Origin of the sequence: Klebsiella michiganensis (assembly GCA_000963575.1) — a bacterium.
In the GTDB taxonomy this organism is placed as follows: Bacteria; Pseudomonadota; Gammaproteobacteria; order Enterobacterales; family Enterobacteriaceae; genus Cedecea; species Cedecea michiganensis_A.
In genome coordinates this window covers 88,470-111,279 of the sequence record CP011077.1, presented here as the reverse complement: position 1 = coordinate 111,279, position 22,810 = coordinate 88,470, and the positions used below count along the sequence as shown (strand labels likewise).

Below are 22,810 nucleotides of genomic sequence, written 5' to 3'. Positions count from 1 at the left end.
TAAAAAATTACTTCTTAAGTTCGTTCAGCGCACGGATACGGGAAGAGAGCGAGAACAGACGGATAAAGCCGCCGGCATGGCTGTGATCGTAAACTTCATCTTCACCGAAAGTTGCAAACTCTTCGCTGTAGAGGCTGTTTGGTGATTTTTTCTGAATTGCCGTCACCTGGCCTTTGTACAGCTGCAGCACAACTTCACCGTTCACTTCTTCCGCCAGCGACTCGGCAGACGCCTGCAGAGATTTACGCAGCGGTGCAAACCAGCGGCCATCGTACACGACGTAGGACATTTCGAGACCCAGCTGCTCACGCCATTTGAAGGAATCGCGATCCAGCACCAGCTGCTCAACGCCACGCAGCGCGGCCATAATAATCGTGCCCCCTGGGGTTTCATAGCAGCCACGGGACTTAATGCCCACCAGACGGTTTTCTACGATATCAATACGGCCAATACCGTGCTTAGAACCAATCGCATTCAGGGTTTCCAGGCACTTGAACGGGCTCATCGCTTCGCCGTTAACGGCGACAACTTTGCCCTGTTTAACGGTAACGGTCACCTGCTCGGCCTGATCCGGCGCTTCCTGCGGGTCAACGGTCCACACCCAGCAATCTTTGTTCGGCGCATTCCACGGGCTTTCCAGCACGCCGCCTTCGGTAGAAATGTGCCAGGCGTTTTCGTCACGGCTATAGATTTTTTCAAGCGTTGCGGTTGTCGGGATATCACGCTCTTTCAGGTAGTCGAGCAGCGCTTCACGGGAACGCAGGTTCCACTCACGCCACGGCGCAACAACCTTCAGATGTGGAGCCAGCGCGGCCCAGGTGGATTCAAAACGTACCTGGTCATTACCTTTGCCGGTTGCACCGTGGCACAGCGCATCTGCACCCACTTTATTCGCCACGTCCACCAGCGCCTTAGCGATCAGCGGACGCGCCATAGAGGTCCCGAGCAGATAGCTGCCTTCATACAGCGCCCCGGTCTGCAGCACAGGGTAAACATAGTCGCTGATAAACTCTTCACGCGCATCTACCACGTAGCACTCTGAAGCCCCGGAGCGCAGCGCTTTCTGCTCAACGCCTTTAAGATCTTCACGATCCTGACCGATATCCACCACGCAGGCGACAACTTCGCAGCCGCCGTAGTTCTCTTTCAGCCATGGAATGATGGCTGAAGTGTCGAGGCCGCCAGAGTATGCGAGAACGATTTTTTTGATGCCGTGATTTTGCATTGTCTTGTCCTTGTTAAAACTATTCTTTGTCTATGCCAGAATCCGGGTGCCGATAGCCACACCGTTGAATAAAGAGGGTAGCTGATCCGCGTGGCGCCATGAGGCAATATCCACCGGACGCCCCAGGGTACGGGCCGCATCCAGCGCCGCGTTCACTTTCACAATCATGCCGTCGGTAATAATACCTTGCTCAATCAGCTGTTCAGCTTTGGCAGCCGTCATCTCAGCGATGCGCTGGCCTTTACCGTCCAGGATACCGCTCACATCAGAGAGCAGGATTAAATCCGCCCCAAGCGTTGCGGCCAGCGCCGTTGCCGCCTGGTCCGCATTGACGTTCATCAGTTCACCTTCTGTGGTCACGCCGATGGAGCTAACAATCGGCAGAAAGCCGTTTTCCAGCAGCGTATTAATCAGTTTTGGCGAACCCGGTTTAGCGAGGCCGACGTGGCCAAGCGCTTCGTCAAGCTGAGTCACCGTGACGCTATCCCCGTCGCCGAGGCTTAAGCCCACCCCGTTAATCCCATGCTTCTTCGCCCATGCCAGCAGAGTCTTGTTGGCCGTGCCCGCCAGCGCACCGGTAATAATGTCAATCTGGTCAGCAGGCGTCACACGCAGGCCATTTTTCTTTTCCACCGGTAACGCCAGCTTTTTCATTAACTCATCCACCAGGCAACCGCCGCCGTGGACAATCACCAGCGGACGCTGATGTGACTGACGATAGTTCACCAGGGCGGTAAACAGGCGCTCCAGCGCCTCTTCGCTATCCAGCAGTACGCCGCCCAATTTGATAATTAAAGGATTCATCATTTCACCCGACCGACGGTTAAATAAGGGACTGCGTTTCGGCGAAGCCAAAACGAATATTAAGACACTGTACTGCCTGCGCCGCGGCGCCTTTAAGCAGGTTATCCTCTGTGGCAACAACAATCAGGTGCTCATCCTGCACGGCAAAACCGATGTCGCAGAACGGCAGGCCAACCACATTTTTCAGCGCCGGTACGCCTTTTTCATACAAGCGAACCAGCGGCTTGTCGCCATAGGCCTGAGTAAACGTCTCCGCGATTTGCTGCTGCGTTACGCCAGCTTTCAGGCGACAGGTAATCGTCGCCAGAATGCCGCGTGGGAAATTACCGAGGTGCGGGGTGAAAATAACCGGCGCGCCAAGATGGGTGGCGATTTCTGGCTGATGGCGGTGATTAAACACGCCGTAAGGCTGCAGGCTGACTTCGCAGAAGCTGTTGGAAATCGCAGCCTTGCGCCCGGCACCGCTTACGCCACTGGTGGCGTTGATCACCGGCCACTGGTTCAAATCCAGCAGATCGGCGTCGATCAGCGGCTTCAGCGCCAGCTGAGACGCCGTCGGGTAGCAGCCCGGCACGGCAATTAAATTACTCTCTTTTAGCTCAGCGCCCTGCCATTCGGCCAGGCCGTAAACCGCTTTTTCCAGCAGCTCTGGATGCTGATGGGTAAAACCGTAATAACGTTCATAGAACGCAGGATCGTTAACACGGAACGCGCCGGAGAGATCGATCACCACGCAGCCTGCAGCCAGGAACTGCGGGGCCAGGTCGTGGCTGACTTCGTGGGCGGTGGCAAGGAATACCACATCCACGCCTTCGCTAAACTCGCTGATGTCTGACATCGCCTGCAGCGGCAGATCAACGATGCCTTTTAACTGTGGATGCAAATCAGATATCAATTTTCCTGCATCTGAACTTTGCGCTGAAACCGTCAAAGCGGTTATGTTCATATCAGGATGGCGATTCAAATAGCTTACAAGCTCTGCGCCTGCATAACCGCTTGCACCCACAATCAGCGTATTCAACATCTGGGTCGTTCACCTTGTCTTTTCGGTCTGCTCAGAGTGCCAGCCTGACGCTTTCACCCACGTCCGTTAGCGTGGTTTTTTATTCACCGGAACGCTTAACTGTTCCTTTACGCTCAACGTTATTGTATTTTTATTCACAATTACTGCATGAATATTGATACTATCCTAACCTAAGGCCTGTCAACAGTGAAGATGAAATTACCGCCTTTTATCGAGATCTACCGCGCCCTGATCGCGACACCTTCCATCAGCGCCACCGACAGCGCGCTGGACCAAAGCAATGAGTCTTTAATCAATTTACTGGCCGGCTGGTTCCGTGACCTCGGTTTTAACGTCGAAATTCAGCCCGTACCAGGCACACGCAATAAATTCAATATGCTGGCGAGCAGTGGCCAGGGCGCTGGCGGCCTGCTGCTGGCAGGGCACACCGATACCGTGCCGTTTGACGATGGCCGCTGGACGCGGGACCCGTTTACCCTGACCGAGCACGACAACAAGCTTTACGGCCTGGGTACTGCCGACATGAAAGGGTTCTTCGCGTTTATTCTGGATGCACTGCGCGACGTAGATGTGACAACCCTGAAAAAGCCGCTCTACATCCTGGCTACCGCCGATGAAGAGACCACCATGGCAGGTGCACGCTATTTCTCTGAAACAACCTCGCTGCGCCCGGACTGCGCAATCATCGGCGAACCGACATCTTTACAGCCGGTACGCGCGCACAAAGGCCACTTGTCGAACGCCATTCGTATTCTTGGGCAGTCCGGCCACTCGAGCGATCCCGCGCGCGGTGTCAACGCGATTGAACTGATGCATGATGCCATCGGCCACATCCTCGCGCTGCGCAATACCCTGAAAGATCGCTATCACCATGATGCCTTCACTGTGCCATACCCAACCCTTAACCTCGGACACATTAGCGGCGGCGACGCGGCAAACCGCATTTGTGCATGTTGCGAACTTCACATGGACATTCGCCCGCTGCCGGGCATGACATTAAACGATCTGAACGGTTTACTGACTGAAGCACTAGAACCGGTAAGCCAGCGCTGGCCTGGCCGACTGACGGTCTCTGAACTACATCCGCCGATTCCAGGCTACGAATGCCCGCCGGACCACCAGCTCGTGCAGGTCGTTGAGAAACTGCTCGGGGCGCAAACGGAAGTGGTGAACTATTGCACCGAGGCGCCGTTTATCCAGACAGTGTGCCCGACGTTGGTTCTTGGGCCAGGCTCCATCAACCAGGCGCACCAGCCGGATGAATACATCGACACCCGCTTTATCAAGCCAACCCGGGAATTAATTACTCAGGTAGTGCATCATTTTTGTTGGCATTAATTAATCGCGGCAAAAGGGGGTTTTACCCCCTTTTTAATCTGCAATAATCACTATTCCTATAAGAATTGCTTATGAGCGAAGTTGGTAATTAAATTTCATAAATTCGCGCCATTTCCTCGTTTGCTGAAACGATTTCGTAGCAATTGACGAATGGTTTATGACGTGGCTTTATAAAAGGCGGTGTTGAACCTTCACGGGTGAAATTAAGTTACATAATAGATTGGGCTGGAGTCATATGAACGAACGCTATTCTGCTTTGCGAAGTAATGTCAGCATGCTCGGAAAACTGCTCGGAGATACCATCAAAGATGCGCTGGGGGAAAATATCCTCGACCGCGTAGAAACGATCCGTAAGTTATCCAAGTCCTCCCGCGCCGGTAATGAAGCCAATCGTCAGGAGCTGCTGAGCACGCTGCAGAACCTCTCAAATGATGAACTGCTCCCCGTCGCCCGTGCTTTTAGCCAGTTTCTTAATCTTGCCAACACCGCAGAGCAGTATCACAGCATCTCCGCGACGGGCGAAGCGGCCAGCAACCCGGAAGTCATCGCTAACACGCTGCAAAAACTAAAAAATCAGCCGGGTATCAGTGAAGCAGACATTCGGGCAGCCGTTGAGTCTCTTTCTCTGGAGCTGGTACTCACCGCTCACCCGACCGAGATCACTCGCCGCACCCTGATTCACAAACTGGTTGAAGTGAACAGCTGCCTGAAGCAACTCGACCACAGCGATCTCGCCGACTACGAACGCAACCAGATCATGCGCCGCCTGCGCCAGTTGGTTGCTCAGGCGTGGCATACCGACGAAATTCGTAAGCACCGTCCTTCTCCGGTCGACGAAGCCAAATGGGGCTTCGCGGTGGTAGAAAACAGTCTGTGGGAAGGGGTGCCAAATTACCTGCGCGAGCTGAACGAACAGCTCGAAGAAAACCTGAATTACAAACTGCCGGTCGACTTCGTCCCGGTACGCTTTACCTCCTGGATGGGCGGCGACCGCGACGGCAACCCGAACGTGACTTCCGAGATCACCCGCCACGTCCTGCTCCTCAGCCGCTGGAAGGCCACCGATCTGTTCCTGCGCGATATCGCGGTGCTGGTTTCCGAGCTGTCGATGGTGGAATGCACGGCGGAGCTTAGCGAACTTGCGAGGCCGGATGCAGGCCAGGAACCTTATCGCCACATCATGAAAGGCCTGCGCCAGCAGCTGCTCGCCACCCAGGCCTGGCTTGAAGCTCGCCTTAAAGGCCAGCGCCTGCCGAAACCGGAAGGTTTGCTCATTCAAAACGAGCAACTTTGGGACCCGCTCTACGCCTGTTATCAGTCCCTCCAGGCTTGCGGCATGGGCATCATCGCTAACGGGCAGCTGCTGGATACCCTGCGCCGCGTGAAATGCTTCGGTGTGCCGCTGGTACGCATTGATATTCGTCAGGAAAGCACGCGCCACAGCGAAGCGTTGGGCGAAATGACCCGCTATATTGGCATCGGCGACTACGAAAGCTGGTCAGAGGCCGATAAACAAGCCTTCCTGATCCGCGAACTGAACTCCAAGCGCCCTCTGCTGCCTCGTCAATGGGAGCCCAGCGAAGAAACCCGGGAAGTCCTGGAAACCTGTAAAGTGGTGGCTGAAGCCCCACGCGGGTCTATCGCGGCCTACGTGATTTCGATGGCAAAAACGCCGTCCGACGTCCTGGCCGTTCACCTGCTCCTGAAAGAAGCGGGCTGTACCTTCGCCCTACCGGTGGCGCCGCTGTTTGAAACCCTGGACGACCTGAATAACGCCGACGACGTCATGACTCAGCTGCTGAATATTGACTGGTACCGTGGCTTTATCCAGGGCAAGCAGATGGTAATGATTGGTTATTCTGACTCGGCGAAGGACGCGGGCGTGATGGCCGCATCCTGGGCACAGTACGAAGCACAAGATGCCCTGATCAAAACCTGTGAGAAAGCCGGTATCGCCCTGACGTTGTTCCACGGTCGCGGCGGCTCCATCGGCCGTGGCGGTGCGCCAGCGCACGCAGCCCTGCTTTCTCAGCCGCCGGGAAGCCTGAAAGGCGGCCTGCGCGTAACCGAGCAAGGCGAGATGATTCGCTTTAAATACGGCCTGCCGGAAATCACCATCAGCAGCCTGTCGCTCTACACCAGCGCGATCCTTGAAGCTAACCTGTTGCCGCCGCCGGAGCCGAAGAAAGAGTGGATTCAGATCATGAACTCCCTCTCTGCGACGTCGTGCGAAATGTATCGCGGCTATATTCGGGAGAACAAAGACTTCGTGCCGTATTTCCGTTCCGCCACACCGGAGCTGGAATTGGGCAAGCTGCCATTGGGTTCTCGCCCGGCGAAACGTCGTCCAAACGGCGGGGTAGAATCTTTACGTGCGATTCCGTGGATTTTTGCCTGGACCCAAAACCGCCTGATGCTGCCGGCCTGGCTGGGCGCAGGTGCGGCACTGCAAAAAGTCGTGGAAGAAGGAAAACAAAGCGAGCTGGAAACAATGTGCCGCGACTGGCCGTTCTTCTCTACTCGCCTCGGCATGCTGGAGATGGTGTTTGCGAAAGCTGACCTTTGGCTGGCGGAATACTACGATCAGCGTCTGGTGAAGCCTGAGCTATGGAAGCTAGGCACACAGCTGCGTGACCAGCTGGAAGCCGACATCAAAGTCGTGCTGGATATCGCCAACGATTCGCATCTGATGGAAGATTTACCATGGATTGCCGAGTCCATTACTCTGCGTAACATCTATACAGACCCGCTGAACGTCCTGCAGGCCGAGCTGCTGCATCGTTCACGTCAGTCGGAAGAGAAAGGTGAAGCGCCAGATGCCCGCGTAGAGCAAGCCCTGATGGTCACCATCGCCGGCGTTGCGGCCGGGATGCGTAATACCGGTTAATTCTTTTCTAGCTCCATCAAAACCCCGCTTCGGCGGGGTTTTTTATTGCAGGCTAATTAAAAGGTTCATCATTATTGCGATTCGCCTTAACGTCTTATTCTTCTTAAATAAAAAGACAATGAACGCTTAAAAAAATCGCTAGCTTAAATCGCACCAGAACAAGCACAAATTTCCGCTGTCATTATTTCGACACATTTCCTATATTGTGCGCAAAAGTCACCCAACTATGGGTGACTTTTTTCGTGAGTACAAGCCACCGTAGCGTTCATAACTAAGGCTTACTTAAGGTTTTCTCATTACGGTTAATGATAATTTTATAGCACAGGCAAGAGTATGCACTTCACATTGAAACAGTCTGAACGCAAGTTCAGCATTAAAGCCCTTGGATGGGTTTTACTCTACTTTTGGTATTTTTCCTCAGTTTTGCAGATTGCCATATTAGCGACAGGCTACAGCGGTACAACGGGGCTTCGTGACTCCTTACTGTTTAGCTCCCTGTGGTTTATTCCTGTATTTCTGTTCCCACAGCGCACGCGCATTATTGCCGCCTTCATCGGCGTTATCCTTTGGGCAGCCTCAATAGCCGCCCTGGGCTATTACGTTGTCTACGGGCAGGAGTTCTCACAAAGCGTTCTGTTCGTGATGTTCGAAACAAACGCTAACGAAGCCAGCGAATACCTGAGTCAGTACTTCAGCCTGAAGCTGCTGTTCATTGCGGTTGCCTATACGCTGGTAGCTATCTTTCTTTGGACACGTCTGCGCCCGGTTTATATTCCAAACCCGTGGCGCTGGCTGGTTTCCTTCGCCATTCTATTTGGCCTGGTGCTTAACCCGGTGGGCAAAGAGTGGCTCATCAACAAACGCAGCATCGCGGAGTCATTCTCCAGCATTTCTTATCGCCTTGAGCCTGCGGCTCCCTGGCAGTTTATCGTCGCCTATACCGAATATCGCCAGCAGTTGGACAGCCTGAACAACATGCTAACCTCCAATAACGCGCTGCCGCCGTTGGCTAACCTGAAAGACGCCTCCGGTAACGCCCCGCGCACTTTGGTGCTGGTTATTGGCGAGTCAACGCAGCGCGGCCGCATGAGCCTTTACGGCTATCACCGCCAGACAACGCCGGGACTGGATGAGCTGCATAAAACTGACCCGCAAATGACGGTGTTTAATAACGTCGTTACTTCACGTCCTTACACCATTGAAATTCTGCAGCAGGCGCTGACTTTCGCGGACGAGAAAGAACCCGACCTCTACCTGACTAAGCCTTCGCTGATGAACCTGATGAAGCAGGCAGGCTACAAAACCTTCTGGATCACTAACCAGCAGACAATGACCGAACGCAACACCATGCTGGCCGTATTCTCGAAGCAGACCGACAAGCAATATTACATGAACCAGCAGCGCACCCAGAGCGCTCGCGAGTATGACACCAACGTCCTGGCGCCGTTTAAAGAAGTGCTTGCCGATCCGGCACCGAAGAAATTTATTATCGTGCACCTGCTCGGGACGCATATTCGCTACGACTTCCGCTACCCGGAAAACTGGGGCAAGTTTGACGGTAAAACCGATGATTTACCTGCAGGGTTAACCAAAGCTCAGCAAGAAGCCTACAACAGCTACGATAACGCCAACCTGTTTAACGACCACGTGGTTTCCACGCTGATCAAGGACTACAAGGCCAGCGATCCTAACGGCTTCCTGCTCTATTTCTCTGACCATGGTGAAGAGGTGTACGACACACCGCCGTACCAGACCCAGGGCCGTAACGAAAGCAACCCAACGCGGCATATGTACACCATACCGTTTATTGTCTGGACGTCACCGACCTGGCAGCAGGCTCACCCTCGTGACCTCTCGCAAGATATAAACCGTAAATACAGCAGCTCTGAGCTGATCCATACCTGGTCTGATTTGGCCGGTTTAAGCTATGACGGCTACGACGCGACGCGTGCCATCGCCAGCCCACAGTTTGTCGAAGCGACACGCTGGATTGGCAACCCGTATGAGAAGAACGCCCTGCGGGATTACGACGCGCTGCCTTACGGCAAGCAGGTGGGGAATCAGTAACCCTTTTGCTCAAAACAAAAAGCCCCGCTCAGCAGAGCGGGGCTTTTTTTTCAACTACGGCTTACAACGTAGGACGAACACCCAGAGTGTGGCAAATCGCGTAGCTCATTTCCGCACGGTTAAGGGTATAGAAATGAAAATCCTTCACGCCTTCACGACTTAAGATCTTCACCATATCCATCGCGATATTCGCCCCAACCAGTTGGCGAGTTTCCGCGTCGTTGTCCAAACCTTCAAACATTTGCGCCATCCACGACGGAATACGCACGTTGGTCATATCGGCAAATTTTTTCGCCTGCTTAAAGTTAGACACCGGCAGAATGCCTGGGATTATCTCTACATCAATACCGGTCGCCGCACAGCGATCGCGGAAACGAAGATAGCTTTCAACATCGAAGAAGAATTGAGTAATCGCGCGATTAGCCCCGGCTTCAATTTTACGGCGCAGGCTGAGTAAATCCGCCTGCGCACTTTTGGCTTCGGGATGAACTTCCGGATAGGCCGCAACGGAAATATCGAAGTCGCCGACATCCTTCAGCAGCCCCACCAGGTCAGAAGCATACATATCTGGCTTACCGCTGCCAGGCGGCAGGTCGCCACGCAACGCGACGATATGGCGAATGCCGTTGTTCCAGTAGTCCTGCGCGATCGCGCGCAGTTCATCACGCGTTGCATCGACGCAGGTCAGATGCGGGGCCGCCTCAAGACCAGTGCGTTCTTTAATGCCTTTGATAATGCTGTGGGTACGGTCACGCTCGCCGGAGTTCGCGCCGTAAGTCACGGAAACAAACGTTGGCTTCAGGATGCTCAGCCTGTCGATAGACTTCCAAAGGGTTTGTTCCATTTCACTGCTGCGCGGCGGGAAAAACTCAAAGGAAACATGAATATGCCCGGCCACTTCGGCCAGACTCTGGTTCAGCGCTTCCCGCTGATTCGCGTGAAAAAAGCTCATACCCTTACCTCGTCAATCGCATCATTATCGTGTGGTGGCGTTTATTGCTATCCAGACGTTTAGACGTCCAGATAGAAAGATGACCGAAAAGGCGAAAGTCGTCAATGAAAATGTCACCACAAAAAGTGGAGGAATTCTCACTCAAGTTGAATTTTTTTCAGGATAGGCAGAGAAAGGGGGTACAGGAAGCGCACTCTCCTCGGGAGGAGGAGAGTGCGGCAAAGAGAACTACAGCAGTTGCGCCAGGCGGTTCAGATCGGACTGAATAGCCCCGGCGGTAACATCACGGCCGGCACCTGGCCCGCGGATCACCAGCGGATTATCACGGTACCAGCGGCTTTCAATGGCGAAGACATTGTCGCACGGCAGCAGAGCGGCCAGCGGATGCTCTGCCCGCACGGCTTCAACGCCAACGCGCGCCTTGCCGTTCGCATCAAACCGGGCCACGTAACGCAGCACCAGCCCCATTTCCTGCGCAGCCTCCAGCCGTTGCAGCATTTGTTCGTTCAGCTCATCACCATTTTCAAAGAAATGATCGATGGAGCCGCCTTCACAGCCAGCGGGCACCAGGGATTCCACGCGAACCTGATCCGGCTCGATGTCATAACCCGCTTCACGAGCCAGGATCACCAGCTTACGCATGACGTCCTTACCGGACAGGTCAACGCGCGGATCCGGCTCGGTCAGCCCCTGCTGCCAGGCCTGATCAACCAGTTCAGTAAACGGCACGGTGCCGTCAAACTGCAGGAATAACCATGACAACGTCCCCGAGAAAATACCGCTGATAGCCAAAATGGCATCGCCGCTGTCGCGCAGGTCGCGAACCGTGTGGTTAACCGGCAGGCCTGCGCCGACTGTGGCGTTATACAGCCAGTGCCGGCCCGTTTTCTCAAACGCATCGCGAATCTGGCGATACTTCTGGCCGTTCCCCGCGCCGGCAAGCTTGTTGGCGCTGATCACATGGAAGCCGTGGCTGGCGAAGTCCAGGTATTGATCGGCGAGCTGCTCGCTGGCGGTCACGTCCAGTACCACTAAATCATCATACGGGTGAGCCCGCATCCACAGGAACAGCGACTCTTCGTCCTGCTGTACAGCTTCATCATTGAAGAAAGCCAGTGCCCGGCTGGCATCCAGACCTTCGTAGTTGAGCAAGCTACGGCTGCTGTCCACCACGCCGGCCAACACAAATTCAAACCCGGTACGAGCGGAGAGAATTTCCTGCTCACGGGCAAACAACTCAAGCCAGCGGGAGCCGATGTTGCCTTTGCCAAACAGCATCAGGCCAATACGCTTCTCCGCACGAAACAAGGACTTGTGCAACCCCTGAATCAGGCTTTCCGTTGGGCCTACGCGCAGCACAGCCACCAGGCTAATCCCGTCTTCCGACTGCCAGATAAACTCCACGGGATGATCTTTCAGCTGTTGCCAGAAACGGTGGCTATGCAGTGGGTTGCGGCAAACACCGGCCCCGACCATTGCCACCAGCGCCAGGCCTTCACGCAGGCGAAGCTCACCCTGCAAACTGGCATCCTGAAGAAGTTGCAGCACGCTGTTCGCTACTTCAGAGGTGTAGCAAAGCTGCAGCAGGCTGCGGTCAGGATGCACGCCAATCGACAGCGGACGCACCTGACCACGCTTGAGGATCAGATCCAGCTCTTTTTGCGCCAGCTTGAAATCCTGATGCGACGGTACCTGATACTCAATAAGGCAAACATCGTCGTGACTGGTCACAATCCGGGCGCCCGTGCCGGACGCCAGAACGCGCTCAATACGGGTAGAACCTTGTTCTGGCGAGTAGCTGCAGCGCAGTTGAAGGTCGATATCGCTTCCTGACACCGGCTGTAGAGTACGAGCGTGCAGTACCGGCGCTGCCAGGCGAGCCAGTTCGCTGGCTTCATCCAGGCGCAGCAGAGGCAACAGGCAGGCATCTTTCACTTTACGCGGATCGGCGCTGTAAACCCCGGCAACGTCGCTCCAGATAGTCACGCGAGAAACCCCAGCCAGGGCACCAATTTGCGTCGCTGAGTAGTCAGACCCGTTACGCCCCAGCAGAACGGTTTCACCGGCTTCGTTGCTACAGATGAAACCCGTCACGACCAGGCGTTTATTTGGATGTTGAGCAAGCAAGTTTTGCAACAGCGGCCAGGAACGGCCTTCGTCAACCTGTGGCTGAGCCGCACGCTCAGCGCGCATAAAATCACGAGCATCCAGCCAGGCGGCTTCAACGCCCTGCTGATTCAGCACCGCGGCCATCAAACGCGCAGACCAGACTTCCCCATGGCCAACCACTTCTGCATAAACGGCATCGGTCATTTTGCCGTCCAGCAGAACGGCAAGCCGCTCCAGGTCGTGGATAAACCCGGCAATCAGGCCATCGGCCACTTCCGGCGGCAGTAGGCCACTAATAAGATCGCTCTGGTAACGGCGCAGCGTTTGCTGCACCTGATGCGCGGAAAGCCTGTCGCTCTGGCTCAGTTTGAGCCAGTTAATCAACTGGTTAGTGGTACTGCCGGCGGCCGAAACCACCATCATGTCACCCGGTCTGGAATATTCGGTCATGATACCCGCCACGCGCAGGTAACATTTCACATCGGCAAGACTGCTGCCCCCAAACTTGTGCAGTTGACGAACCGGCGTCCCTGCTGGTGCTGAAACACTCATGCTTACCCCTCGGCAGCGACCCGGAAGGCATTTTCCAGATCGGCAATTAAATCTTCACTATCTTCTATACCTGTTGAAACGCGTAGCAGCGTCTCAGAAATTCCGGCGGCGGCACGCGCCTCCGGTGCCATGCCCGCATGGGTCATGGTTGCGGCGTGAGAAATCAAGCTTTCCACTCCCCCCAGCGATTCAGCCAGGGTAAACAGCGACAGCGCCCCCAGGAAACGACGCAGCGTTTGCTCATCACCGTCCAGCTCAAAGCTCAGCATCGCGCCAAACCCTTTTTGCTGACGAGCGGCAATCTCGTGGCCCTGGTTTTCCGGCAGTGAAGGATGATACAGCTTTTTCACCAGCGGTTGCTGCTTGAGAAACTCAACAATAGCTAAAGCATTACGCTGAGCCACTTCCATACGCGGCGACAAGGTACGCAGGCCGCGCAGCAGCAGGTAGCTGTCAAATGCGCTGCCGGTCACACCAATGTTATTCGCCCACCATGCCAGTTCGGTGACCGTGGCCGGATCTTTTGCAATCACCACGCCTGCAACCACGTCCGAATGGCCGTTGAGATACTTGGTGCAAGAGTGCAGAACCAGGTCGGCCCCCAGCGCCAGCGGGTTTTGCAGTGCCGGGCTCAGGAAGGTGTTGTCCACCACGCTAATCGCGCCCGCTTCACGGGCTGCGGCACAGATTTTCGCAATATCTACGACGCGCAACAATGGATTACTTGGACTTTCTACCAGCACCAGCTTTGGTTTTTCCGCCAGCGCAGAGTTTAAAGCTTCTTCATCGTTCTGATCGACGAATAAAACGCGGTAAGCCCCACGTTTTGCAAGACTATCGAACAGACGGTAGCTGCCCCCATAACAGTCGTGAGGCGCAACCAGCAGATCGCCAGGCTTGAGGAATACGGTGGTAACCAGGTGAATGGCCGACATGCCGGTATTAGTCATTACGGCCCCGGCGCCGCCTTCCAGCTCCGCCAGCGCCCGCTGTACAACGTCGCGCGTTGGGTTACCCCGGCGTGAATAATCATGGGCACGCGGTTCATTAAAGCCGGTGAAGTTATAGGTGCTGGACAGGTGGATAGGTGGAACGACGCAGCCGTACTGCTCGTCATCATTCAAACCGCTACGAACTGCTATGGTTGCCTGTTTACGCGTCATGGTGTGCCCGATCCTTGCTGGTCGAATAAAAGTCAGGCCTCAGAGTAAACAACCGCAGTATAGACGTCAATACATCTGGACATCTAAACCTCTTTGCGTATAGATTGAGCAAAAGGCAAATAGCCGTTAAAATTATGCGTTTTAGAGTGTATATGTCTGAGTTTCGCGCTCAGGAAAGGGTTATCCTACGCTGTACACTAAAAGAGATAATCGTCAACGCCGCGGATTTACCCGGCTTTGGCATGTTTTCATAGATTAAGAGGATTAAGGTATCTCATGGCTGAATGGAGCGGCGAATATATCAGCCCCTACGCTGAGCACGGTAAGAAGAGTGAACAAGTAAAGAAAATTACGGTTTCCATTCCTCTGAAAGTGTTGAAGATCCTCACCGATGAGCGCACGCGTCGCCAGGTGAATAACCTGCGTCATGCGACCAACAGTGAACTGCTGTGTGAAGCTTTTCTGCACGCGTTCACCGGCCAACCGCTGCCGAACGATGCTGACCTGCGTAAAGAGCGCAGCGATGAAATCCCGGAAGATGCTAAGGTCATCATGCGTGAACTGGGGATCGATCCGGATACGTGGGAATATTAAGACCTGTGGTTAAGGCGTCTCCGGGCGCCTTTTCTTATTGCTTTACCGGATAACAGATACAAAAAAGGCGCCTTCAGGCGCCTTTCTCTTTCCAGAGTGCGAAACTTATTTTTTCGCGCCTGGTACGCTGAAGCGCTTGTTGAAGCGATCAACACGGCCGCCGGTAGCAACATCACGCTGTTTACCAGTGTAGAACGGGTGGCACTGACCACATACGTCCAGGTTCAGATCGTGACCTACGGTGGAGCGGATCTTGATAACATTACCGCAAGAGCAGTTTGCAGTAATTTCTTCGTATTTAGGATGGATATCTTTTTTCATGGTAAACCTCGGTAAAGGCCGCGTCGCTCTTCCAGCCCTAACGCCAGACACCACGCGATGTTAATAAATTAGGTTTTTCGATACCAAAACTGCGCATCAAAGGCGGCGAATCATACAGAAATTACTCAGCCGGTGCAAACTGATCCGCAATTTTGCAAGCGCACAGTGTACACTAATACGTCATTTTTTTCAGCCTGGATGCTTTCATGCCCGTAGCCCACGTTGCTCTGCCGGTTCCGCTGGCCCGTACCTTCGACTATCTGCTGCCAGAGGGCGTGCAGGTTAGCGCAGGCTGCCGCGTGCAGGTGCCGTTTGGCAAGCAACGCGAAGCTGTCGGTATTGTTATGGCGGTCAGCCAGACGAGCGACCTGCCGCTCGAAAAACTCAAACCCGTTGGCGAAGTCCTGGATGGCCGCTCGCTCTTCACGCCGTCACTCTGGCGCGTGCTGCTGTGGGCAGCAGAGTATTATCACCACCCGATTGGCGAAGTGCTCTTTCACGCTCTGCCGATCCTTCTGCGCCAGGGAAAACCTGCGCATCATGCTCCACTCTGGTACTGGTTTGCTACGGAAGAAGGCAAAGCCGTTGATCTGAACAGTCTTAAACGTGCGCCTAAGCAGCAGCAGGCGCTGGCAGCCCTGCGGCACAATATTGTCTGGCGCCATCAAATCGGCGAGCTGGAAATCAGTGAGCCAGGGCTACAGGCGCTGAGAACAAAAGGCCTGTGTGATTTAAAAAGCGCGGCGCCTGCGGAAGAAGACTGGCGGGCAAACTATGCCGTTGCCGGTGAACGGCTGAGACTGAATACGGAGCAAGCCACCGCTGTGGGCGCTATCCACAGCGAATCCGATCGCTTCTCCGCCTGGTTACTCGCCGGCATCACCGGCTCCGGCAAAACTGAGGTTTATCTCAGCGTGCTTGAAAACGTACTGGCGCAGGGAAAGCAGGCTTTAGTGCTGGTACCGGAAATTGGTCTGACCCCGCAAACGATCGCCCGCTTCCGGGAGCGCTTTAACGCGCCGGTTGAAGTCCTTCACTCCGGGCTTAATGACAGCGAAAGGCTCAGCGTGTGGCTAAAAGCACGCAGCGGCGAGGCGGCCATCGTCATTGGCACCCGCTCCTCTCTGTTCACGCCGTTCTGCCGTCTCGGGGTCATCGTTATCGATGAGGAACATGACAGCTCCTATAAGCAGCAAGAAGGCTGGCGCTATCACGCTCGCGACTTAGCCGTTTACCGGGCGCATGCTGAAAACATTCCGATCATTCTTGGCTCGGCAACGCCGGCGTTAGAAACCCTGCACAATGTTCAGGTGGGAAAATATCGCCAGCTACGTCTGACCAAACGAGCCGGAAACGCACGCCCGGCGCATCAGCAGGTTGTCGATCTGAAAGGGCAGCAGCTCAAGGCAGGATTAGCCCCCGCACTTCTCAAAAAGATCGGCGAGCATCTTGCCGCGGATAACCAGGTAATCCTTTTCCTTAACCGCCGCGGCTTCGCACCTGCCCTGCTCTGTCACGAATGCGGTTGGATTGCGGAATGCGCACGGTGCGATCATTACTACACGCTGCACCAGGGCCAGCGCCACCTGCGTTGTCACCATTGCGACAGCCAGCGCGCTATCCCGCAGCAATGCCCGCAGTGCGGCTCCACGCATCTGGTTCCGGTGGGAATGGGGACCGAACAGCTTGAACACAGCCTTGAGCCGCTCTTCCCGAACGTACCGATATCCCGTATCGACCGCGATACCACCAGCCGCAAAGGGGCCCTGGAACAACAACTGGCCGAAGTTCATCGGGGCGGGGCACGGATCCTAATCGGCACACAAATGCTGGCTAAAGGGCATCACTTCCCTGATGTCACGCTTGTCGCCCTGCTCGACGTAGACGGCGCGCTTTTCTCCGCGGATTTCCGAGCCGCCGAGCGTTTTGCCCAGCTCTATGTCCAGGTTTCTGGTCGGGCGGGACGGGCCGGTAAGCAAGGGGAGGTTCTGCTGCAAACGCATCATCCCGAACACCCTTTGCTGCAAACTCTGCTGACCAAAGGCTACGATGCGTTTTCCAGCCAGGCATTGAACGAGCGCAAAACGGTATTTTTACCGCCTTACACCAGCCATGTATTGATTCGGGCCGAAGATCAGAACAACCACCAGGCACCGCTATTTTTGCAGCAGTTGCGTAATCTGCTGGAAGCCAGCCCGCTGCGCGATGAGCAACTCTGGATCATGGGTCCGGTCCCTTCACTGCAGCCAAAACGCGGCGGTCGTTTTCGCTGGCAAATACTGCTGCAGCACCCGTCGCGCGCGCGCCTGCAAAAGCTGGTCAGCCACTCGCTGACGCTGATCAACACGCTCCCCGAAGCCCGGAAAGTGAAATGGATGCTGGATGTCGACCCTATCGACGGGTAGCACAATCGGGCTGGTTATGCGAAGCCGATCGAAAAATCTAATACTCATCACATTTCTTGTGAAAAATTTGTAACCGCTTACAGCCAACTTCTGCTAAGAATGTGATGACTGTCAGACACACAGGAGTGTTGACGATAGCGGCGTGCATGTGAGGAGAAGAAGTGAAGCCCAAGAAACCGGTGGTGAATGCCACCATGAAAGATGTCGCCGTGCAGGCAAAAGTGTCTACTGCAACGGTATCCCGCGCCTTAATGAACCCGGACAAAGTTTCACAAAGCACCCGTAATCGCGTGGAACAGGCGGCGATTGAGGTGGGGTATTTGCCTCATTCTCTGGGGCGTAACATCAAGCGCAGCGAATCACGTACTATTCTGGTCATCGTGCCCGATATTTGCGATCCGTTTTTCAGCGAAATCATTCGCGGGATTGAAGTTACCGCAGCTTCACACGGCTATCTCGTGCTGATTGGCGATTGCGCCCACCAAAATCAGCAGGAAAAAACCTTCATCGACCTGATAATCACCAAACAAATTGATGGCATGCTGCTGCTGGGCTCGCGTCTGCCATTTGACGCCAGCAAAGAAGAGCAACGCAATCTGCCGCCGATGGTAATGGCCAACGAATTTGCACCTGAGCTGGAGCTGCCCACGGTGCATATCGACAACCTGACCGCCGCCTTTAACGCCGTTTACTATTTGCAAGAGCTTGGGCATCAGCGCATCGCCTGTATCGCCGGGCCCGAAGAAATGCCGCTTTGCCATTATCGCTTGCAGGGATACGTGCAGGCGCTTCGCCGCAACGGCATCGCCGTCGATCCTCACTACATTGCACGCGGTGATTTTACCTATGAAGCTGGCGCCGCTGCTCTGGCACAGCTTATTGCCCTGCCTGAACCGCCAACAGCCATTTTCTGCCATAGCGATGTGATGGCACTGGGGGCGCTGTCTCAGGCGAAGCGCAGCGGACTGAAAGTACCGGAAGATCTATCAATTATGGGCTTCGATGACATCGCCCTGTCGCAGTTCTGTGACCCGCCCCTCACCACCGTCGCACAACCCCGTTTCGATATTGGTAAGGAGGCTATGCTGCTATTGCTGGACAACATGAATGGCCAAAACGTTAACAGCGGCTCACGCCTGCTGGACTGCGATCTTATTGAACGAGGCAGCACCGCCGCGCCCGGCAGCAGAAATTGAGCCGTTTTTAAGACTGCATAAACTGGTCAAAGCCCCGCCCCTTAAGTAACATGGCGGACTGATAAACGAATAAAGACAGCGAAACGATAGTGGCACAACGAGATTATGTAAGCCGCGGGCAATCGGCAGGGACGCGGCGCAAAAAAAGTACACCCCGCAAAAAGCAACGTAGTCTGCCCTCCGTCTCTCCAACGATGGTTGCCATTGCGGCCGCAGTCGTGGTGGCCTTTGTCGGTGCTCTTTACTTTATTACTCACCATAAGAAAGAAGAGATTGACGCTCTCCCTGGCCACAAAGTGACCGCCAATGGCTTACCGCCAAAACCGGAAGAGCGCTGGCGTTACATCAAAGAGCTGGAGAACCGCCAGCCTGGCGTGCGTGCGCCTACCGAACCGACCGCCGGCGGTGAAGTCATGAATCAAAGCCAGCTAACCAACGAACAGCGCCAGTTGCTGGAGCAAATGCAGGCGGATATGCGCCAGCAGCCAACGCAGTTGAATGAAGTTCCGTGGAACGAGCAAACGCCTGCCCAGCGCCAGCAAACGCTGCAGCGCCAGAAACAGATTGTTCAGCAAACTCAGCCTGCTCAACAGCAGCAGTGGAATACGCAAACGCAGCAGCCACGGGTTCAGCAGCGCGTCGCCGAGCAGCCATACCAGCAGCCGCGCAACACGCAGCAAACTACGCAGCCTTATCAGCAGCCAAAAACCGTGCAGCAGCCGCCGAAAACCTCAACGGCAAATAATCAGCAACCTTATCAGGATCTGCTGCAAACGCCGCCGCACAGCCAGCAAAAGGCGCCACAGCAAGCCAAACCAGTTCAGCGTGAAGCTCAGCCGGCACCAATTACTCGTGAACCGGAAGTGGCTAAACAGGCTCCTGCTGTTCAGGAGAAAAAAGATGAAAAACGCTGGATGGTGCAGTGTGGTTCATTCAAAGGTAGCGAACAGGCCGAAACCGTTCGTGCCCAGCTGGCGTTTGAAGGCTTTGACTCCCGCATTACCACCAATAACGGCTGGAACCGCGTCGTTATTGGGCCAATCAAAGGCAAAGACAATGCTGATGGCACCATTAATCGGCTGAAGATGGCTGGACATACCAGCTGTATTCGTCTTGCCGCCGGGGGTTGAAACCCCAAAATTGCCCCCCATTTATAATGGCATTAGGCCCTGCGCACCGCGCAGGGCTCCTGTTTAGCTGATGCAAAAGGGGTCCGATCGTGACAACAATAGTAAGTGTACGTCGTAACGGCCATGTGGTTATTGCCGGCGATGGCCAGGCCACGCTGGGTAATACCGTCATGAAAGGTAACGTCAAAAAAGTACGTCGCCTGTACAACGATAAAGTGATCGCGGGTTTTGCCGGCGGTACTGCGGATGCCTTCACGCTGTTCGAACTGTTTGAGCGCAAGCTGGAAATGCATCAGGGTCACCTGGTGAAAGCCGCCGTTGAGCTGGCGAAGGATTGGCGTACCGACCGTATGCTGCGCAAGCTTGAAGCGCTACTGGCCGTGGCCGACGAAAGCGCATCGCTTATCATCACCGGCAACGGCGACGTCATCCAGCCTGAAAACGATCTGATTGCCATTGGCTCCGGCGGCCCGTACGCCCAGGCCGCAGCCCGTGCCCTTCTGGAAAACACCGAAATGGGCGCGCGTGATATCGCTGTGAAAGCGTTGGATATTGCAGGTGATATCTGCGTTTATACCAACCACTTCCATACCATCGAAGAATTACCGTCTAAAGCGTAAGGATCTCCCATGTCTGAAATGACCCCACGCGAAATTGTTAGCGAGCTGAATAAACACATTATCGGCCAGGACAACGCCAAGCGCTCAGTCGCTATCGCCTTACGTAACCGCTGGCGCCGTATGCAGCTTGATGAAGAGCTGCGCCATGAAGTTACCCCTAAAAACATTTTGATGATCGGCCCGACGGGCGTGGGTAAAACCGAAATTGCCCGCCGCCTGGCAAAACTGGCTAACGCGCCGTTCATCAAAGTTGAAGCGACTAAATTCACCGAAGTCGGCTATGTTGGCAAAGAAGTGGATTCCATTATCCGCGATCTGACCGATGCTGCGGTGAAAATGGTACGCATGCAGTCTATCGAAAAAAACCGCTATCGCGCTGAAGAGATGGCCGAAGAGCGTATTCTCGACGTGCTTATCCCGCCGGCGAAGAATAACTGGGGCCAGGCAGAAGCCCAGCAGGAACCTTCTGCTGCTCGCCAGTCGTTCCGCAAAAAGCTGCGTGAAGGCCAACTGGATGATAAAGAGATCGAAATCGATCTCGCCGCTGCGCCTATGGGCGTAGAAATTATGGCTCCTCCAGGCATGGAAGAGATGACCAGCCAGCTCCAGTCCATGTTCCAGAACCTGGGCGGCCAGAAGCAAAAACCACGCAAGCTGAAAATCAAAGATGCGATGAAGCTTCTGGTAGAGGAAGAAGCCGCGAAGCTGGTGAACCCGGAAGAGCTGAAGCAGGACGCCATCGACGCCGTTGAACAACACGGGATCGTGTTTATCGACGAAATTGACAAAATTTGTAAGCGCGGCGGCAACAGTTCCGGCCCGGATGTGTCCCGCGAAGGCGTACAGCGCGACCTGCTGCCATTGGTTGAAGGGTGCACCGTATCCACCAAGCATGGCATGGTTAAAACTGACCACATTCTGTTTATCGCTTCCGGCGCATTCCAGGTTGCCAGCCCGTCAGATCTTATTCCTGAGCTGCAGGGGCGTTTGCCTATCCGCGTTGAGCTGCAGGCGCTGACCGTGGACGATTTTGAGCGCATCCTGACCGAACCTAACGCGTCCGTCACCGTACAGTACAAAGCGCTGATGGCGACCGAAGGCGTGAATATCGACTTTACCGATGATGGTATTCGTCGTATTGCTCAGGCGGCCTGGCAGGTGAATGAGTCCACCGAAAACATCGGTGCTCGCCGCCTTCACACCGTGCTTGAACGCCTGATGGAAGATATCTCCTATGACGCCAGCGAGTTAGATGGCCAGTCCATCCTGATCGATGCCGAATACGTCGGCAAACATCTGGATGAGTTGGTTGCAGATGAAGACCTGAGTCGTTTTATCCTATAATCCGGCTAACGCATTTTCTTCATTTGAAATGGAGGGCTTATGCCCTCCATTTTTTTATCTAAACTGGCAACCAAATAATGAGCGATTCGCAACCTACAAGTGTCACCCAGGCCTGGCTGGAAAGCCTTCGCCCACGCACGCTGCCTCTGGCGTTTGCTTCAATCGTCTGCGGTTCGGCCCTGACTTACTGGCAAGGTGTCTTTGACCCCGCGGTGGCATTGCTGGCGCTGTTGACCGCCGGGCTCCTGCAAATTCTGTCTAACCTCGCCAATGACTATGGTGATGCGGTCAAAGGCAGCGACAAAGAAGACCGTCTCGGGCCGCTACGCGGGATGCAAAAAGGGATGATTACTCAGGCACAGATGAAACGTGCGCTGGTCATTACCATTGTCCTCATTTGTCTGTCGGGCCTGTCGCTGGTCGCTCTCGCCTGCCACACTTTCTCCGACTTCATGGGCTTTTTGCTGCTTGGGTTGTTGTCGATCGTCGCCGCCATTACCTATACCGTCGGCACCCGCCCTTATGGCTACATGGGGCTGGGAGATATCTCAGTGCTGGTGTTCTTCGGCTGGATTAGCGTGGCGGGCACCTGGTATCTGCAGGCTAACTCACTGTCAGCACTGGTTATTCTGCCTGCCACGGCCTGTGGATTACTCGCCACTGCGGTGCTGAACATCAATAACCTGCGTGATATCGATAGCGATCGTGAGAACGGTAAAAATACCCTTGCCGTGCGCCTTGGGCCTATTGTTGCGCGTCGCTATCATGCCGCTCTGCTCATAGGGGCTTTGGTCTGTCTCGCGCTGTTTAACCTTATCTGGCTCAAGAGCCTGTGGGGATGGTTGTTTGTTCTGGCCGCGCCGCTTCTGCTCAAGCAGGTTGCCTACGTTATACGGGAACAAGATCCCGTTGCGATGCGCCCGATGCTGGAACGTACCGTCAAAGCTGCATTACTGACAAACCTGCTGTTTGCTCTGGGCGTCGTCCTCAGCACCGTCGCCTGAGGACTGACAAATATCAATTAACAATTGATGATTTTGCCAACAGTTAACAGAACGAGATATACTGACAATTCCTGC

General features: G+C 54.8%; 17 protein-coding genes. 10 read left to right on the top strand and 7 right to left on the bottom strand.

The window, feature by feature from the left end:
• Nucleotides 1-7: 7 nt before the first annotated feature.
• Genes VW41_00510 through VW41_00500 form a run of 3 tightly spaced genes read right to left on the bottom strand, consistent with a single transcriptional unit; the run spans nucleotide 8 to nucleotide 3,053 of the window.
• Nucleotides 8-1,225 (bottom strand): argininosuccinate synthase, encoded by a 1,218-nt coding sequence (locus tag VW41_00510; protein AJZ87634.1) that lies wholly within the window; start codon nucleotides 1,223-1,225, stop codon nucleotides 8-10.
• Between the two features lie 30 nt (nucleotides 1,226-1,255).
• On the bottom strand, nucleotides 1,256-2,029 hold the full coding sequence (locus tag VW41_00505) for an acetylglutamate kinase (protein ID AJZ91806.1): 774 nt from the start codon (nucleotides 2,027-2,029) through the stop codon (nucleotides 1,256-1,258).
• Between the two features lie 19 nt (nucleotides 2,030-2,048).
• Nucleotides 2,049-3,053 (bottom strand): N-acetyl-gamma-glutamyl-phosphate reductase, encoded by a 1,005-nt coding sequence (locus tag VW41_00500; GenBank protein ID AJZ87633.1) that lies wholly within the window; start codon nucleotides 3,051-3,053, stop codon nucleotides 2,049-2,051.
• 186 nt (nucleotides 3,054-3,239) lie between these two features.
• Between VW41_00500 and VW41_00495 the strand changes: the two genes are divergently transcribed.
• The 3 genes from VW41_00495 to VW41_00485 all read left to right on the top strand — a co-directional run bounded on the left by VW41_00495 (nucleotide 3,240) and on the right by VW41_00485 (nucleotide 9,345).
• Entirely contained in the window at nucleotides 3,240-4,391 is a 1,152-nt protein-coding gene (locus VW41_00495; protein AJZ87632.1) for an acetylornithine deacetylase, read from the top strand.
• A gap of 235 nt (nucleotides 4,392-4,626) precedes the next feature.
• On the top strand, nucleotides 4,627-7,278 hold the full coding sequence (locus tag VW41_00490) for a phosphoenolpyruvate carboxylase (protein ID AJZ87631.1): 2,652 nt from the start codon (nucleotides 4,627-4,629) through the stop codon (nucleotides 7,276-7,278).
• A 333-nt stretch (nucleotides 7,279-7,611) separates the two neighbouring features.
• Complete coding sequence (locus VW41_00485; protein AJZ87630.1) at nucleotides 7,612-9,345, top strand: hypothetical protein; 1,734 nt, start codon at nucleotides 7,612-7,614, stop codon at nucleotides 9,343-9,345.
• A 61-nt stretch (nucleotides 9,346-9,406) separates the two neighbouring features.
• Here the strand turns inward: VW41_00485 and metF are convergent, their stop codons facing one another.
• The 3 genes from metF to VW41_00470 form a co-directional block, all read right to left on the bottom strand.
• Entirely contained in the window at nucleotides 9,407-10,297 is an 891-nt protein-coding gene (gene metF, locus VW41_00480) for a 5,10-methylenetetrahydrofolate reductase (GenBank protein AJZ87629.1), read from the bottom strand.
• A 228-nt stretch (nucleotides 10,298-10,525) separates the two neighbouring features.
• On the bottom strand, nucleotides 10,526-12,958 hold the full coding sequence (gene metL, locus VW41_00475; protein ID AJZ87628.1) for an aspartate kinase: 2,433 nt from the start codon (nucleotides 12,956-12,958) through the stop codon (nucleotides 10,526-10,528).
• A gap of 2 nt (nucleotides 12,959-12,960) precedes the next feature.
• Entirely contained in the window at nucleotides 12,961-14,121 is a 1,161-nt protein-coding gene (locus tag VW41_00470; GenBank protein ID AJZ87627.1) for a cystathionine gamma-synthase, read from the bottom strand.
• A gap of 276 nt (nucleotides 14,122-14,397) precedes the next feature.
• On the opposite strand from VW41_00470, the gene VW41_00465 reads away from it, so the two are divergent.
• Nucleotides 14,398-14,715 (top strand): transcriptional repressor protein MetJ, encoded by a 318-nt coding sequence (locus tag VW41_00465; protein ID AJZ87626.1) that lies wholly within the window; start codon nucleotides 14,398-14,400, stop codon nucleotides 14,713-14,715.
• Nucleotides 14,716-14,820: 105 nt separating this feature from the next.
• On the opposite strand, the gene rpmE is transcribed toward VW41_00465, so the two are convergent.
• A complete protein-coding gene (gene rpmE, locus VW41_00460) occupies nucleotides 14,821-15,036 on the bottom strand; it encodes a 50S ribosomal protein L31 (protein AJZ87625.1) in 216 nt (71 codons plus the stop codon).
• 206 nt (nucleotides 15,037-15,242) lie between these two features.
• Between rpmE and VW41_00455 the strand changes: the two genes are divergently transcribed.
• From VW41_00455 to VW41_00430, 6 genes are all read left to right on the top strand, one after another.
• Nucleotides 15,243-17,441 (top strand): primosome assembly protein PriA, encoded by a 2,199-nt coding sequence (locus tag VW41_00455; protein ID AJZ87624.1) that lies wholly within the window; start codon nucleotides 15,243-15,245, stop codon nucleotides 17,439-17,441.
• 161 nt (nucleotides 17,442-17,602) lie between these two features.
• Entirely contained in the window at nucleotides 17,603-18,637 is a 1,035-nt protein-coding gene (locus VW41_00450) for a transcriptional regulator (protein ID AJZ87623.1), read from the top strand.
• Nucleotides 18,638-18,726: 89 nt separating this feature from the next.
• Nucleotides 18,727-19,767 carry a cell division protein FtsN gene (locus VW41_00445; GenBank protein ID AJZ87622.1) on the top strand — a complete coding sequence of 347 codons (1,041 nt, stop codon included), beginning with the start codon at nucleotides 18,727-18,729 and terminating at the stop codon, nucleotides 19,765-19,767.
• A gap of 89 nt (nucleotides 19,768-19,856) precedes the next feature.
• A complete protein-coding gene (locus tag VW41_00440) occupies nucleotides 19,857-20,387 on the top strand; it encodes an ATP-dependent protease subunit HslV (protein ID AJZ87621.1) in 531 nt (176 codons plus the stop codon).
• A 9-nt stretch (nucleotides 20,388-20,396) separates the two neighbouring features.
• Nucleotides 20,397-21,731, top strand: a complete 1,335-nt coding sequence (gene hslU / locus VW41_00435; protein AJZ87620.1) for an ATP-dependent protease ATP-binding subunit HslU — start codon at nucleotides 20,397-20,399, stop codon at nucleotides 21,729-21,731.
• 77 nt (nucleotides 21,732-21,808) lie between these two features.
• Nucleotides 21,809-22,735, top strand: a complete 927-nt coding sequence (locus VW41_00430; protein ID AJZ87619.1) for a 1,4-dihydroxy-2-naphthoate octaprenyltransferase — start codon at nucleotides 21,809-21,811, stop codon at nucleotides 22,733-22,735.
• Nucleotides 22,736-22,810: the final 75 nt, after the last annotated feature.